Origin of the sequence: Vogesella indigofera (genome assembly GCF_003633895.1) — a bacterium.
Lineage (GTDB): Bacteria > Pseudomonadota > Gammaproteobacteria > Burkholderiales > Chromobacteriaceae > Vogesella > Vogesella indigofera.
Map to the genome: position 1 here is coordinate 386,885 of NZ_RBID01000011.1, position 14,613 is coordinate 401,497.

General features: G+C 59.3%; 14 protein-coding genes and 1 pseudogene. 3 read left to right on the forward strand and 12 right to left on the reverse strand.

The window, feature by feature from the left end:
* Positions 1 to 42: 42 nt before the first annotated feature.
* From C8E02_RS04115 to C8E02_RS04155, 10 genes and pseudogenes are all read right to left on the reverse strand, one after another.
* Positions 43 to 1,383 (reverse strand): helix-turn-helix domain-containing protein, encoded by a 1,341-nt coding sequence (locus tag C8E02_RS04115; RefSeq protein WP_245961058.1) that lies wholly within the window; start codon positions 1,381 to 1,383, stop codon positions 43 to 45.
* Positions 1,384 to 1,569: 186 nt separating this feature from the next.
* A pseudogene (locus C8E02_RS17825) lies at positions 1,570 to 1,950 on the reverse strand (TniQ family protein); the annotation flags it as partial.
* A gap of 50 nt (positions 1,951 to 2,000) precedes the next feature.
* Complete coding sequence (locus C8E02_RS04120) at positions 2,001 to 2,969, reverse strand: TniB family NTP-binding protein (protein ID WP_170152095.1); 969 nt, start codon at positions 2,967 to 2,969, stop codon at positions 2,001 to 2,003.
* Positions 2,962 to 4,416, reverse strand: a complete 1,455-nt coding sequence (locus C8E02_RS04125; RefSeq protein ID WP_170152096.1) for a Mu transposase C-terminal domain-containing protein — start codon at positions 4,414 to 4,416, stop codon at positions 2,962 to 2,964. Before C8E02_RS04125 ends, C8E02_RS04120 begins: the two co-directional genes overlap by 8 nt.
* A gap of 353 nt (positions 4,417 to 4,769) precedes the next feature.
* On the reverse strand, positions 4,770 to 5,447 hold the full coding sequence (locus C8E02_RS17145) for a hypothetical protein (protein ID WP_147424430.1): 678 nt from the start codon (positions 5,445 to 5,447) through the stop codon (positions 4,770 to 4,772).
* Positions 5,448 to 6,230: 783 nt separating this feature from the next.
* Entirely contained in the window at positions 6,231 to 6,644 is a 414-nt protein-coding gene (gene msrB / locus C8E02_RS04135; protein WP_120809754.1) for a peptide-methionine (R)-S-oxide reductase MsrB, read from the reverse strand.
* 73 nt (positions 6,645 to 6,717) lie between these two features.
* Positions 6,718 to 7,353: a histidine phosphatase family protein gene (locus tag C8E02_RS04140; RefSeq protein WP_120809755.1), complete on the reverse strand. Its 636-nt coding sequence runs from the start codon at positions 7,351 to 7,353 to the stop codon at positions 6,718 to 6,720.
* Between the two features lie 12 nt (positions 7,354 to 7,365).
* On the reverse strand, positions 7,366 to 8,241 hold the full coding sequence (locus C8E02_RS04145) for an AEC family transporter (protein ID WP_120809756.1): 876 nt from the start codon (positions 8,239 to 8,241) through the stop codon (positions 7,366 to 7,368).
* Between the two features lie 120 nt (positions 8,242 to 8,361).
* Positions 8,362 to 9,711, reverse strand: a complete 1,350-nt coding sequence (locus C8E02_RS04150; protein ID WP_120809757.1) for a deoxyguanosinetriphosphate triphosphohydrolase — start codon at positions 9,709 to 9,711, stop codon at positions 8,362 to 8,364.
* A 111-nt stretch (positions 9,712 to 9,822) separates the two neighbouring features.
* Complete coding sequence (locus C8E02_RS04155; RefSeq protein WP_120809758.1) at positions 9,823 to 10,704, reverse strand: hypothetical protein; 882 nt, start codon at positions 10,702 to 10,704, stop codon at positions 9,823 to 9,825.
* A gap of 340 nt (positions 10,705 to 11,044) precedes the next feature.
* Between C8E02_RS04155 and C8E02_RS04160 the strand changes: the two genes are divergently transcribed.
* Together C8E02_RS04160 and C8E02_RS04165 are read left to right on the forward strand one after the other, a co-directional pair.
* Positions 11,045 to 11,527 carry an AtaL-like protein gene (locus tag C8E02_RS04160; protein ID WP_170152097.1) on the forward strand — a complete coding sequence of 161 codons (483 nt, stop codon included), beginning with the start codon at positions 11,045 to 11,047 and terminating at the stop codon, positions 11,525 to 11,527.
* 115 nt (positions 11,528 to 11,642) lie between these two features.
* On the forward strand, positions 11,643 to 12,218 hold the full coding sequence (locus tag C8E02_RS04165; protein WP_120809760.1) for a lysophospholipid acyltransferase family protein: 576 nt from the start codon (positions 11,643 to 11,645) through the stop codon (positions 12,216 to 12,218).
* Positions 12,219 to 12,269: 51 nt separating this feature from the next.
* On the opposite strand, the gene C8E02_RS04170 is transcribed toward C8E02_RS04165, so the two are convergent.
* Entirely contained in the window at positions 12,270 to 12,836 is a 567-nt protein-coding gene (locus C8E02_RS04170) for a DUF1415 domain-containing protein (RefSeq protein ID WP_120809761.1), read from the reverse strand.
* A gap of 84 nt (positions 12,837 to 12,920) precedes the next feature.
* Positions 12,921 to 13,124 carry a cold-shock protein gene (locus C8E02_RS04175; RefSeq protein WP_047965275.1) on the reverse strand — a complete coding sequence of 68 codons (204 nt, stop codon included), beginning with the start codon at positions 13,122 to 13,124 and terminating at the stop codon, positions 12,921 to 12,923.
* Positions 13,125 to 13,455: 331 nt separating this feature from the next.
* On the opposite strand from C8E02_RS04175, the gene C8E02_RS04180 reads away from it, so the two are divergent.
* Entirely contained in the window at positions 13,456 to 14,565 is a 1,110-nt protein-coding gene (locus tag C8E02_RS04180; protein ID WP_170152098.1) for an HD-GYP domain-containing protein, read from the forward strand.
* The last annotated feature ends 48 nt before the right edge of the window (positions 14,566 to 14,613 follow it).

Sequence of the window (14,613 nt, forward strand, 5' to 3'; positions counted from 1 at the left end):
TCGTTTAAGGATGTATTATACTTATGCCCTTGTTCTTGAGTATCAAAAATGTCCCCGTAGTGGTGTTATTGGGCCGGGTGAGTTTGGGATGTCCTCCAGCCGAAAAACATATCCTTCAGAGCCATCCAGAGTGGGGCCGCAAATCGGTGGGATACCTCTGCTTAGAAGAGCACTGGAGGCGGCATGCTCAGACAGCCCGAGCAAGCGACCAAGATTCCTGCCCCACACATAGTCGCGAGTGAAACGTTCTAGATCGTCTAACCGGACGCCGGTTATTTTTTTGTTTTCATAACCGAACGGTTCCATGTGTGTGGATACATGCCCGGTGTTTACCAAGTGGTAAAACAGGTTCTTATTCATGCCAATGTGGCGAGCCGCCTCCGGGATGGTGAAAAAACCACGAGACAGTCGATACTTCTGGTGCCACGCCTTGAATGTTTCGCGTGAGATAAGTAGGGCGCGTAGCCCACTATCAGCAGGAGATCGACCTAGCACCTGTAGCTCACCGGAGCACAATGCCTGGGTGACTGCCAGAAACGCATCATCCCCTTGCATCCACCGTTTGGTGATTTCCCAGAAGGAAACTAGCTGTGCGCATTCTGGTGTTGCACTGACGCTGCCGTGACTCAACTGCTCTAGGAATGTGTTGATGTCGGCATGGTGGAATAGCCATTGCCGAGAGTTGACTACAGCACCAGTCTCCTTGCTCACCGCTTTGAGAAGACCATGTTCGGTTAGTAGACGGATACGCTTCTGAGTTACGCGAAGTAGTGATTCCACCTGCGCGAGGTTGAGCAATCCATGTTTCTGTCGGGAAAACAGCTCCACTGAGACTCTCTCGACCAGCCAGTTTGTTTTTCCATGGGCTCCAATGGTTTGACAGCCTTTTAGCGCTCCGACTGCGATGAGGTGATGTAGCGTTCTGATGGGTATTTTCAAGACCTTGGCCGCTTCGGTGGCGCTCATAATGGGATGCGCTGCACGCAGCTCTGGCTTCAGGATCAGCTTGTCTTGCCAGCGGGTATGGACATAGCACTCAAACTCTTGGCGCAGGAACTGTAGGTCGGGATGAACCAGCAGCTTTGCCAAGGCCTGATGCAGTTGGCGCAGGTAAACCCGTAGTGATGCCGTTTGTCCCTCGACCGGATGGGTGTACTCGTTGAGCAATTGGTGAAAGTGATGGGGCCAATTGTTCAGTACGTGCATTGCCATAGACAAGAAGGGCAGAATCACGCTCATTTGGCCGTGGTTAGGGATTTTCTGGGGCTTGATTCCGGGACGATGCAGCGCATAAGCACCAAATAACCAGAGCAGGTCGCACAGCTGGGGGAGGTGTAGCGGTTCCAGCAAAGGAAAAGTCCCAGTTGCACGTGTCTGGGGCATGTTGCTTTGTCCGGTGGCGAGGTGAAATGCAGCAGACAGCTGTGAAGCAATCCCCAAGAGTTGTGACGTAGCCGGGGCTGTAGGACTTCGGCACAGATCTGCACCGCAGGGACAATGGAACATGGAGCCGCGGTACCAGGGCACGAGTATGCCGCAGCCTAGACAGTGCTCATGGAGTAGTATTTTATGCAGCGGGCAGGCGATCTGTAGGGCCAGCATCCATTCGGTTTTCCAGATGCCTTGCTGCCGCAAGCACAGAGGGCACCATCGGCGGTGGCCGTGATTCCAGTAGGTTACTTTCAACCCAAGGCGCCAGTTTGGTACTGGGCCAAGTGCAGCCGGAGCAGGGCCTCCGAGTAGACTAAGCTCTTGCGGACCATGTCCTGTTAGTAAGGCAAGATTGTCCACACTGGTAGATAGCGTTCCGCACTTGGTCAGAATGGCTGATAGCCATTTCATGTGCCGAAACCCGTTGGCTTCGCCCAGTCTGAGGCAGTACCCAAGCGTGCTCTCTGTGTCAGTGGGCTTGGGATGCACGACCAATATGGGTGTGGTGAAGGTATTCATGGCGGCGTGAGGGAAAGGGCCTTCCAATATGGAAGGCCCGTGACTTGAAGTTACGCTGTAGCAGCAGGGGGGCTGTTGCGCGTAAACCGGGTCGGTTCGAACGGCTCACCGGCCTGGTCCAGGCGTCGAAACACGAAGTCCGTATTGAACGGGTTCAGCTCGTTAATACCGTCTGCCCACACATAGCGTGTGAAAGACTGTTCGAGCCGGTGTTCATCCATCTCTGTAGTGCCGGTGCGGATCATCAGTTCCAGCGCACCGAGAACGACCTTCGACACGTAGCCGAGTAAGCCATTGCTGGCGTAGTGCATGCGCCGCACGCGTTCCCACTCCGCTAGGCCCCATAACGATCTGCCCTGATTGATTTGTGTATCCCAGGCATGCAGCACGTCACGGAACAGAGCCTTTTCCTTGGCCGAGGAGAAACCGATCGGTGTCAATGTCACTCGAGCCGCGAAGCGGCGTCGTAGCTGCTCGTTGGAGCGGAGGATCAGTTCACACTCTGGTAGCCCCGATAGCACTGTCGGAATCCCGGCCGTATCGATCAGAGTCTTGAGCCACTCTGTCACCTCGTCGAAGACCTTGCGCCCGGAGTCGACAAAATGGTGAAACTCATCAAGCATCAACATCTCGGTCCGGCAACCTCGCAGCAGCTGCACCACTTGGTTGGTTTTCTCTTGAGCACTGCCGCGCATCTGCAGCCCTGCACCCAGCGCAATCAGAATGGCCTCGGCCAACCCGCGTACTGTCGGGCTGGCCGGTGTGCGGACGTAGACAATGGGAAGATACCGGCCTTCGTCGACCAACTCGGCGGGGTGTTGGCTGCTGAAGGTTTGTAGCGCCGACGTTTTGCCCGCACCGGACGCACCGACCAGCAGTAGATGCCGCGGGGCGGCACCATCCAGTCCCAAACGATGGAAGTCATTCAGGCGAGTGAGTGCATCGGCAAACTGCGGGTGAAGGATTTGAATCTGCTCGGCTCGGCGCAGATCAGTGAGGTGATAAAGTAGGTTACTCATGGCCATCCTCCTGTGTACTGGCACCCGCAATGAGTGTTGGGAGTGTTGTTGGCTGGATGGTGCCTTCCGGCGGAGCCCAATCTTCAGCGGTTTCAACTGCTTGAGTAGAACGCCTTGTCACCTCCGCCGAATTGCTGCCACGTGAACGCGCAGCCTTCTTGCGATCCGACAGCTTTTTGCTCTGCACCAATTGACCTACTACATCCTGCATGTGCACCTTGGCTTTGGCCAAGGCTAGAGGGTCGGAGGTTTTGCGGCCTTCGTTGCGTAGCGCTTTCTGTATCAGCCTGTGTTGATACAGAGCTAACCCGTCAGCGTACTCGGGCGTCAGACATGGGACAGGTATTGGTGCCTTGGTCGAGGGGTGAAGTATGGTGATAGACCCTAAGTTTTCAGGGTCATAGCGCAGATGTACCAGGAGCCGGTCGCCGAGTTGTTTCCGGATTACTAGCAGTTCCTCACAGTTGTAACGTAGGCCATGAAGTTCAATGCCGGCATGACCGAGAACGCGCTCCGCTTGCTGCGATAGGATGAGATTAAGGCGCTCCGTAGGAATCGTACGGGGTGGTGCCAGCTCTGCACTGGCTTTCCAGGCGGAGTACGGCGTTTGCTTGATGCTGCGGTGATAACTCTGCGCATACACATCGATGACCCATATGTGCAGGGCGTGCACCAGTTCAGACATTGTGACGACCCCTTCCTTCAGTGGGTCGTAACCATATCGATCGAACCAGTTGGCAAAACTGGTGCTTGGCAGCAGATGTGCAAATTGCTCGGTGAGCGAGCGGAGTGAGCGTTCGACCATCGGCTTGAACCAGGGGGTACGTGGTGGGCAGAACTGGTAGTGAATACCTAACTCGAAAGTCGCACGCAACAGGTCCTTTGCATGGAACTCAAGGCCATTGTCGACTACAGCCAGCATAGGTATTCCAGCGCATGGCCATTCGTTGACAATATCTGGGTACCGCTCCCGCACATAGCCCTTCGGCTCGATGGCATGCTTCAGACATCGGAGCACGGCATCAATGCTTGGTGGTGAAAATGAGATATAGAAGCCCGGGATCATCCGGCTGTTACAGTCAATCATCCAGCTCACATACGGCCGGCCCAGTACCAACTGAGTCTCCTCATCGCAAACGAACAGGTCGAGCGGCGTGTGATCGATTTCTACGCGTTCGAGAATATAGCTGGCCGCGGGGCTGATGCCGCTGTGGCGGTATTTTTTGCGAGTGTACTCACGGCCATAGCGAGCTAGGTCTACGTCGTAGCAGGGTAGCGATCGGATATACCTCCGCACGGTTGAGTAGTCAGGGAAGGGTAGTTTTTCAGTCCTCTGTGCATTTGCTCGGGATATTTCGATCAGTAGTGCGTCGTGGACGGCGCGGATGGGGTTCCGTTGTTTAGTCAGGTAAACGCGGTCGGTGACTGCCGCCAGCAGTTCTTGCACTTCGAGAGGTAGCCGAGGTGAGCGCCCGCCACGGCGATCCGTTCGAGGTATCAGCGCCCGCAGGTCTCCTTGGGCATGTAGTAGCTGCTGATGCCAGCGATAGAGGGAGCTCGCGGATGGCGGCGTGGGGTCGCCAAGGCTTAGCGCGACAGAGCTGGCTAGCTCGCTTAGATAAGGTCGTGTGTAGTTACGAGTCGTAGGGTCGCGTTGTTCCAGTGCGTACAGATATGCGCGGCGGCGGAGCGCCTCATTCTGCGTCGCCTCGGGATAGGCATCGAGGGGAAGAGTATCAAGAAAGCTCGGAGTAGTTGCGGGGGAGAGACTCCCCCGCTCAGTAGCAGGGAGTCTCATGGTTAGATCCTCCTCAGGATAGATGCATTAGTAATCAGACGATTACGAAAGTCGACCAGCACAAGCCCTTTGGCAATAGCTGCTAGCACAATTGGACGCCCAAGCTGGTTTGCAGCTACCTCCAGCGAGAGATGACTAGATGCGGACAAGTTTTTTTGCAGCCATGCATTTGCTGAACGGGTAACTTCTAGGTGGCGGTGGCGCTCGAGCAGAGGGATGTTTTGTTGGAGTACACGTGTTCGTAGGTGCTCCTCAGTGAGTACTGCAAACATCCCCCCTGCTTGTTCAACCAAATTTCCAACCTCTTTGTAACGAGCCTGGTTGGTAGGGGTGTGTGCTTCTTTGCCGTATTTGATTTCTACAAGGGCACGACGACCGTCGTGCAGATGCAACAGGTAGTCGGGACGGTAGCGCCTCAGCTCTTCTTCCAAAATAAACTCGATGACACTAGGTTCTGAGATGATTGTTGTGACCTCAGGAGCGAGTTCAAAAAGTCTCAGGGCATCACGTGCCAAGGCGGATTCGAATTGAATCGATTGCCCGTCTAAGCCTTTGTTGGACTGGAAAAGCCCCCTGTATGATCGTCCGTAGATGTGGAGGGCATCGCGAGATGAGCTGGTTGATTCGAGTGCATGCCGGGCGCTGACGCTGACCTGGTCAGAAGATATAAGGATGTTCATCTAAGTCTCCCCTCGGGGACATGAGGGTGCAACTACCCCTCTCTGTTCCGAGATTCTCAAAAATTGGTGTTGAGGAGGCTTGACGGAAAGCTGCGGGAGGTCAGATACTGAACTTGCTTACAGCAGTATCGTGTGGATTCCACACATGCAGGGTGTCCGTTGGCGCGGGCGCCCTGTTTTCACATCTAGCCTAATGCCAAATGAATATTTTCCGATTGATTTTTGATATTTGTGTTTGTATCTCCCTGTTGTGAAATTAACCCGTCCGACTGAGGTCAGCGACCCGGTTATCGCTGTTCAAAATGAGTAGCGGTCAACCTAGAGATCGTTGTGCTGTCCTTCCTAATGCTCTACGACAGTAGCGCTTGCTTAGATTTTAGACCGTCAAACGTAAAATTATCGTAAATGGTGTCATGGTGGCATGGCAAGTCCATGCATTTGGAATTGTCGTGTGTTCCTGAGTAGCCCAATTCCCATGATTAGATGCCACAGAGAATGAAAACAACAGTTGTCCGCTGGAAATACGGCAGTTACCCCCTGATTTCCAGCGCACCAATTTACAAAAATCGTGATATAGAGAGCGTATTTATTTCTGAGTAAAATTTGATTTTTATTCCATTTGATTTGCAAAAAAATGGCTAAAAATAATGTTAGAGCGTGTTGTTATTTTGCAAAAAAAGACCGCTATCGAGTTAATTTCGACTAATCAAAAAACAAAAGGCCCGCCAAGAATGGCAGGCCTTTTCACTAACTATGCTCAGAGTTTTCAGTTAATCTGCTCCCCTACAACAGTTCGGCCTGCTCGTTGGCGATGAAGTACAGCGCCACGGAATTGATGCAGAAACGCTCGCCGCTTGGAGGCGGGCCGTCATCAAAGACATGGCCGAGGTGGGCGTCGCAGCGGTTGCAGCGCACCTCGGTGCGGATCATGCCGTGGCTGGTGTCGCGGATGCGGCGGATGCTGCCCTTGACCGCTTCTTCCCAGAAGCTGGGCCAGCCGCAGCCGGCGTCGAATTTGGTGGTGGATTCGAACAGCAGCGCGTCGCAGCACACGCAGTGGTAATTGCCGATCTGGCTGTGTAGGTAGTAATCCCCGCTGAACGGGCGCTCGGTGCCGGCCTCGCGGGTGACATAGTATTGTTCCGGTGTGAGGATGGCGCGCCATTCGGCCGGGGTCTTGAAAAGCTTGTCGGGCATGATGGATCTCCTTTGCGGCCAACCTTGGGGACTTCTTGGGCACTGGCGGATAGTCGTGCCGGCGGCGGTTTTCTTACAGCTCATCCAGGGTTTGTGCCAGATGGCGCTGGTCGGCCCATTCGATGATAGACCATTGCGCGGCGTCGACGCCCAGCCAGTTGAGCGCGGCATTGGGGATTGGCACCGCACGCTGCGCCGTCAGCGGCTGGCCGCTGGCCAGGCGGTAGGCCATGTCCAGCACCCCGCCGTGGGAGACCAGCAGGATACTCTGGCCGTGGTGTTCCGCCGCCAGCCGTGCCAGCGCGTGGTGTACGCGCGCGGAGAACGCTAGCAGGCTTTCGCCGCCGCTCAGGTCGTGCGCCGGTTCGCGCTGGCTGTAGCCGTGCCAGGCGTGCGGCTGCTGGCTCGGGCCCTGATCCAGGGTGACGCCCTGCAAGGCGCCGAAGTGGCGCTCGCGCAGCTCCGGCAAGGCGGACACCGCCAGCCCCAGCTGCTGTGCAATCGGCGCCGCGGTGCTGGCGGCGCGTTGCAGATCGCTGCTGTACAGCGCGGCAAACGGGTGGGCGGCCTGCTTGAGGGCGGCGGCGAGGCGGATAGCCTGCTGCCGGCCGTTGTCGTTCAGCGGGATATCCAGCTGGCCTTGCAGGCGCCGCTCGGCGTTCCAGTCGGTTTCGCCGTGACGAACCAGGCAGATGCGGGTAACAGTCATGTCGGTGGCACTCTAGCGCAAGGCAAAAGCCAAGCCTAACGGTACAAACAGCAGGCTGGCAAGGTTGCCGATCAGCACGATGGACGCCATGCGCTCCGGCTCCTGCTGGTACAGCTCGGCCATCAGGAAATTCAGCACCGCCGGCGGCAGAGCGCCGAACAGCACCACCAGCGCCGTCTGCTCCGGCGCCAGCTGCAGCAGCGGGATCGCCAGCGCGGCACCGGCCAGCCCGGTCAGCGGGCACAGTACGGCGCCGAGCAGGCCGACGCGCCAGCCGGCAAGGCTGACATCCACCATGCGCACGCCCAGCGCGAACAGCATCAGCGGAATGGTCATCTCGCCCAGCATCCTGATGCCGGCCATCAGCCACGCCGGCAGGGTGATGCCGCTCAGACCAAAGACAAGGCCGAGCAGGGTGGCGATCACGATCGGGTTGCGACGCAGCCCGGCCAGGCTGGTGTGATGGCTGAAAATGAAGGCGCCGAGGGTGAAGTGCAGCAAGTTGGAAACGATGAACAGCACCACGAAGGCCTGGAAGCCCTGCTGACCGAAGGCCAGCAGCGCCAGCGGCAGCCCCATGTTGCCGCAGTTGTTGAACATCATCGCCGGCAGCAGGGTGCGCGGGTCGATGCGGCACAGTCGCGCCACCGGCCAGCTCAGCACACCGGACAGCAGCACGATCAGCGCCGCCGCCGGCACCAGCTTCCAGTGCGCCAGCAGGTCGAAATCCTTGGCCGCCAGCGCGGAAAACACCAGCAGCGGCACACAGACATCCATGTTCAGCTTGTTGGCGGCGCGCATGTCCGGGCGCACGCGGCGGGCGTACACGCCGCCGATCAGCACGATGACCAGAACCGGCAGGATGATGGTAAGGATGCGTTCGAACATGGACGGGCTCGCGAGGGTGGGGCAAACATTGTGGCGCAGCGCCCGGACGTCGTGTGCAAGGGTAAACCCTTGTGCGGGGTGGGGCTGGCAGAACAGCGTGTTCTGCCAGCACGGGCGGGATTACAGGATGCCGACCCCGGAGATTTCGCGCGCAAGGTTGGCCGCATAGTTGTCGGTCATGGCGCCGATGTAGTCCAGCACCTGCATGTAGGCGTGGTACAGGCCCTGTTCGGCGTGCAGCGGCGTCGGCAACAGGTTCAGTGCCAGCTGGTGGCGGGCGCTGAGCGCGTTTTCGCCCAGGGTCAGGCGGGTGTGGATCGCCGGCACCAGCACGTCCAGCACCGTGCCGATGCAGGGGTAGGACGCCAGCTCGGTGACCAGCTTGGTGCGGTGGCGGTATACCTTTTGGCTGGCAAGTAGCTTGGCGGCGAGCAGGGTTTCCTTGATCTGCGGCGCGCAGACGTCGATCAGGTCCTTGCCGGGGAAGCTGCCGCGCAGCAGGGTGTCCTGGTGCACCATGAATTTCTCGGCGACCTCGGCGACGCAGCGGCCGATGGCGATGCCGCGCAGCATCGCGCACTTCTGGCGCGGATCGTCGGTGTGCCACAGCCGCTCGGTTTCGCCGAAGTGGCTGAACAGCGCCTCGAACTCGCGCACGTCGAGTATGCCGATTTCCACCGCGTCTTCCAGGTCGAGGATGGCGTAGCAGATGTCGTCGGCGGCTTCCATCAGGTAGGACAGCGGGTGGCGTGCCCACTCGTGCGCGCCCTTGCGAATCAGCCCCAGCTCGGCGGCGACATGCTCGAAGTAGGCCAGCTCGGTGCGGTAGATATTGAACTTGCCGCGCGCCTGCGCCCGCGGGGCGTCCGAGGTCCACGGGTACTTGATCAGCGCGCCGAGCGCGGCAGAGGTCAGCCGCATGCCGCCTTCGCTGCCGTACATTTCCAGGCTGGCGACCATGCGCAGGCCGTGGGCATTGCCTTCGTAGGTCTGAATGTCGGCCTGCTCCGCCGCAGACAGACCGTGCAGCAGGTGGGCATGTTGCGGGTCACGGAACCATTCGCGCAGCGCGTCTTCGCCGGTATGGCCGAACGGCGGGTTGCCGATGTCGTGGGCCAGGCAGGCGACCTGCACCACGCTGCCGATGTCGAACGGGGTGTAGCCGGCCGGCAGCAGCTCGGCGTGCTGCATCATGGCGCCGACGCGGTTGCCGAGGCTGCGGCCAACGCTGGCGACTTCCACGCTGTGGGTGAGACGGTTGTGGGTGTGGTCGTGGCTGGCCAGTGGGTGCACCTGGGTCTTGCGGCCGAGGCGGCGGAAGGCGCTGGAAAACACCAGCCGGTCGTGGTCGATGTGAAAATCGCTGCGCAGGCCTGCCGCAGCCTCCAGCGTGGCGGGTGCCTGCGACGCCAGCACCTTTCCGGCCTGCAGTTTGAAACGGCGGGTGGAAAGCAGCGCTTCCCAGTTCATTACATGATCAGTCACGGCGGCATGGTCCTTGAGGTCGGCAGGCATGGCAACCGTGCGGTCACCATGCTCCGATCATGCCAGAAACGCGGGGGACGTGCAGGCGGGGCCGCCTCAGTCGGTCAGCAGGCTGCGGCCGGAGCGGGCCGGTTTCTTGGCCAGCGGGATGTCATAGCCGATCATGAACAGCGCGGCCTCGACGCGGCGCAGGCCGGCGTCGCCCTTGCACCAGTCGCTGCTGGCGGCGTCGCAGGCGGCACCCAGCACCCAGCCGGCGCGGATTTTCCATTCGGCGTGGAAGCGGCTGCGGTTGGCCAGCTGCTTGAAGTGCAGCAGCTCGGTGCTTGGGTTGCGGTTCATGGTGGACGCGCCCGGTGCCCACGGGAAGCACAGGTTCGGGTCCAGCAGCAGGCGGTTCTTTTCGCAGAACTGGCGCACCAGATAGCCCAGCGCGGCGCCGGTGCGACCGTCATAGGCCAGCAATCGCGGCGCGGCCAGGGTGTACACTTTGGTAAAGCCGGCGTTCATGCGCAGTTCGCCGTCGAAGGCGCTGCAATCCGGTGTGTCGCTGGCGAAAATGGCGAGGCTGCGCTGCAGCTTGACGGCAAGGTTGGCCGCATGGCTGCGGGCCCAGTCGCGGTTCAGGGTGTACAGCTTGATCACCTTGCCGCCGGAGGCCCACAGCAGGGTGTCGTCGATGATGTCGACCAGCGCGTCGTGCTGCTGGCTCAGTGCCAGGCTCAGCCGTTCGCGCAGCGACTGCTGGATCGCCAGATGCTGGTCGTAGTGGCGGCCATTCCAGTAAAAGCGCTGGAAGGCCTGCTGCAGGGTGTCGGCACGGAAAGCGCGGTCGTAGCCATCCGGCAGGATCTTGTCGCGGATGTAGAACCGGTGTTCGCCAAACGCCTCGCCATCCAGCCAGCCGGCCAGCTGGGCCACAAACTGGCTGACGCTGGCATTGCCGAGGTACGACGCTTTTTGTAATGGTGCAATCATGGGAAGAAGCGAACCCGTGTCTCGATGTTGGTGTGGGGTTGATCTTCTGTGCTGCTATGGCCGGCCGCTGCGGTTGGTAGCCGGCTGGCGGTGCCACAACATGGCCTTATGGGCATGCTCTGTTATGGCATAGCGTATGCAATTAAAGCATGTCTAAATGTTTATTTATGGGCGTTATCGGGATCGCTTAATAATGTGTAATTAATCGATTTAAGCTGCTGTGTTGTTTGATTAAAGAATGCCGTGGATGCCGGCTTTTTATGTTGCGAAATTGCAACCAAGCTACAATGGCCGGCATCAGAACATCACCGGCGGAACCGCCACTGTGAGGATTGTTGTCATGCAGTTTGAACATTTGATTCGCATCTCTCCCGCCGATAGCAGCCAGGCGCCGGCGTTGACCCGGCAGCAGTTGTGGCAGGGACTGGTATTGCGCGCCGAGCTGCCGATGCAGTTCGACGAAAACATCACCAGTGCGCGCATCGTGGCGCGCGAGGGCAGTGTCTGGCAGCGCGAAATCGCCTTCGGCACCTTGATCGTGCACGAGCGTATCGAGCTGGAGGTGGAGCAGGAGGTGCGCTACCACGCGCAGGCCACGGAGCTGCACCCGGGCGGCTCGCGCATCATGCGCATCGAGGAGCCGGAGCCGGGCGTGTTGTTCGTGCGCTTCATCTACGACATGTCGGCACTGACCGCGAATGCCAGCGAAGCGGAACTGGCGCGCCTGCTGCCCTACGTCAAGTCGGCCTACCAGCAGGCGGACATGGACACCGCCGAGCGCATCATCGAACTGATCGTCACCGGCCAGCTGACGGCGCAATAAGCCTGTGCCGCGACACATGGTGTACACTCTCGCCCTCTTTGCGCCGGCCACCCTGGTGGCCGGCAAGCTGATCGGATTGCGCTAGCCCCTGCGGTTATCGCCTTTGGGGCGTTGCATGCACTACACCATTTTCGATACGCCGGTCGTGCGTACCCTTTGTCGCTGGTTTTCCGTTGCCACCCTGCGCCTGCTCGGCTGGCGGCTGGAAGGCGACTTTCCCCGTCTGCAGAAGTACGTGCTGATCGGTGCGCCGCACACCAGCAACTGGGATTTTCCGCTCACCCTGATGTTCTGCTTTGCCGCCCGAGCCCGGATCTACTGGATGGGAAAGCACACCCTGTTCAGCGGGCCGTTCGGGCCGCTGATGCGCTGGCTGGGCGGCGTGGCGGTTGACCGTCGCCAGAACAATTCGCTGGTGGAGCAGATGGTGGCCGAATTCCGCCAGCGTGATGCGCTGGTGCTGGCGGTGCCGCCGGAGGGAACCCGTGGCCGGGTGACGGAGTGGAAGAGCGGTTTCTATTACATCGCGCAGGGGGCCGGCGTGCCGATTGCTTTGGCGTATCTTGATTACCCCAGCAAGCGTGGCGGCATCTTGGCGCTGTATCAGCCCGGTGGCGATATCGCGGTGGACATGCCGCAGATCCGTGCCTTTTATCGCGACATCACCGGCAAACATCCGCGCAACCAGTAAGCGACGCCACGGACGATAATGGAAAAACATCACGCCAGGCGTGATGTTTTTTTATGGCTTATTGCGCTCCGGGCCGACATCCAGTGCCGCCCAGCCGGTGTGCCCCAGTTCTTCCAGCACCTCGATATTGCGCTCGAAGATCGCCTCCGCCTCCGGAAAGGCCTCCACTGCCCGCGCGATGCTGCTTTCGCGGATCAGGTGCAGGGTCGGATAAGGCGAGCGGTTGGTGAAGTTGCCGATATCGTTGATGGTGGTATCGGCAAACTGGAATTTCGGGTGGAAGCTGGCGACCTGGAGTTCGCCTTCCAGGCCCATGTCGGCCACCGCGGCATCGACAATTTCCAGGAAGTCGTTGAAATCGAGAAAGCGCTGCAGCGTGTGCGGATGCACCAGCAGGGTGGTGTCGATTTCCTGTGGGTCGGTTTCCTGCAGCAGGCGCAGTTCCAGCATCAGCTGTTCCAGCAGGGTGGCCGGATCGCGGGCTTCGCTGACGATGATGCGCACCTGGTTCTTGACGTAGACCGACTTGGCAAACGGGCACAGGTTCAGCCCGATGACGGCATTTTCCAGCCAGCGGCGAGTTGCATCAAGAATGGCGTCTTGGTCGGTAGGGTTCATGGCAGTGCCTTGTGCGCGGTGACAAAACAAAAAACCCGGACATGATCCGGGTTTTTTTCGGCTTTCGTTCAGCCAGCGACAGAATTACTCTGGCTGGATGTTGGAAGCTTGCTTGCCCTTAGGGCCGTCAACGATGTCAAAGCTTACACGCTGGTTTTCAGCCAGGGTGCGGAAGCCTTTGGAGTTGATCTGGGAGAAGTGAGCGAAAACGTCGTCACCGCCGTTGTCTGGAGTGATGAAGCCGAAGCCCTTGGAGTCGTTAAACCATTTAACGGTACCGGTTGCCATGTTCTGTTCCCTTTGGAGAATAGGTAAATTGAGAAAAGCGCATGTCAATCAAGAGAAATGACAAACTGTGGTACGGGCAGGGCCACTACAACAACTGACAGATCACATCTTGAAAAACTGCAGAACGCAGTCTGCCTGTTGGTGTCGTCCTCGGCAAGTGTTTTTTGGCGTGCGGGGAGAAAATTGTCGGAAATCCGGGGCGGAAGCGGGCAATCATTGCGTCTGGTCAAGCTTTGGCGGCGCGTTGCCGCCGGCTATGGCACATTGGCCTGTCATTGGCTATACAGCATCGATAAGCCAAACAAGACCCGACATTCTCCGGAGGCGTGGCGTGGCCAATTTACCTGCGTATTACCGCATCGAAGACGAAGAAAGCTTTACCGATTTCCAGAATGCGCTGGAAGACTATGCGCCGCGGATCGCCCATTTGCTGACTGCGCTGCGGCAAAAACCGGGCGACACGGCGCTCTTGGGCGAACTGATGCGCCTGCTGCACACCATCAAGGGCGATGCCGGGCTGTGCCGGCTGGGCTTCGTGGCGCCCTTGCTGCACGGCATGGAGGAAGTGCTGGTACGGGTGCGCAGCGGCGAGCTGCTGTTCGGCTACAACATCGAGCAGGTGCTGTTTCTGGCGCTGGACCGGCTGGAATTGCTGATGCAGACGCTGGAGCTGCACAGCGAGGCGCAGCTGGCCGACTTTCACCTGCTGTGCCACGAGCTGACGCAGGTCGCGCAAACGCCACCGGCGGCGCTGGACGAGGCCATTGCCCACCTGATCGAGACGGTGACCGGCTACAAGCCGGTGGTGCCGTACCAGGCCGATGCCCGTGCCGCCGCGCTCAGCGCCAGCCAGCGCGATGACCTGCGCCTGTTCCACCAGCTGGCGATGCAGTTCGAGCAGCGTTCGCTGTTGTTCCAGGGACGTACCGAGCGCAACCTGCTGCTGGCGCGCGCCTGCAACGAGGCGGCCGGCTTTGCAGTGAACCCGCTGCAGCTGGAGGCGGCAATCTACCTTCACGATCTGGGCATGATGTTCCTGCCGGAAGCGCTGTGGCTGAAGCAGGGGCGCTTGAGTGAGGAAGAGCGGGTGCAACTGGCGCATCACCCGCAATGGGGCGCCGACCTGCTGGCGCGGATGGCGGGCTGGGAAGAGGCGACGCTGATGGTGCGCCAGCATCACGAACGGCTGGACGGCAAGGGTTATCCGGCCGGGCTGGGCGGCGACAGCATTTGCGACGGCGCGCGGCTGATCGCGATTGTCGACGCGTTCGAGGCGGTGATCCTCAAGCACAGCCAGCGCCAGCAAGCCCGTTCGCTGCTGCGCGCGGTGGCGGAGCTGAACGCCTGCGAGTCGCAGTTCGACCGGCGCTGGATCGGGCATTTCAATGCCGTGGTGCACCAGCGCATTGCCAGTGGCGAAGGGCTGTCGCACATCCGCTAGCAGTGCATGGCTGACAAACAGACAAAAGGTTGGCCGCAACGCTGCAAG

Coding starts and splice junctions, on each gene's coding strand:
- C8E02_RS04115 (WP_245961058.1), bottom strand. CDS start 1,383: ATGCCCCAGACACGTGCAACTGGGACTTTTCCTTTGCTGGAACCGCTA.
- C8E02_RS04120 (WP_170152095.1), bottom strand. CDS start 2,969: ATGAGTAACCTACTTTATCACCTCACTGATCTGCGCCGAGCCGAGCAG.
- C8E02_RS17145 (WP_147424430.1), bottom strand. CDS start 5,447: ATGAACATCCTTATATCTTCTGACCAGGTCAGCGTCAGCGCCCGGCAT.
- msrB (WP_120809754.1), bottom strand. CDS start 6,644: ATGCCCGACAAGCTTTTCAAGACCCCGGCCGAATGGCGCGCCATCCTC.
- C8E02_RS04140 (WP_120809755.1), bottom strand. CDS start 7,353: ATGACTGTTACCCGCATCTGCCTGGTTCGTCACGGCGAAACCGACTGG.
- C8E02_RS04145 (WP_120809756.1), bottom strand. CDS start 8,241: ATGTTCGAACGCATCCTTACCATCATCCTGCCGGTTCTGGTCATCGTG.
- C8E02_RS04150 (WP_120809757.1), bottom strand. CDS start 9,711: ATGAACTGGGAAGCGCTGCTTTCCACCCGCCGTTTCAAACTGCAGGCC.
- C8E02_RS04155 (WP_120809758.1), bottom strand. CDS start 10,704: ATGATTGCACCATTACAAAAAGCGTCGTACCTCGGCAATGCCAGCGTC.
- C8E02_RS04160 (WP_170152097.1), top strand. CDS start 11,045: ATGCAGTTTGAACATTTGATTCGCATCTCTCCCGCCGATAGCAGCCAG.
- C8E02_RS04165 (WP_120809760.1), top strand. CDS start 11,643: ATGCACTACACCATTTTCGATACGCCGGTCGTGCGTACCCTTTGTCGC.
- C8E02_RS04170 (WP_120809761.1), bottom strand. CDS start 12,836: ATGAACCCTACCGACCAAGACGCCATTCTTGATGCAACTCGCCGCTGG.
- C8E02_RS04175 (WP_047965275.1), bottom strand. CDS start 13,124: ATGGCAACCGGTACCGTTAAATGGTTTAACGACTCCAAGGGCTTCGGC.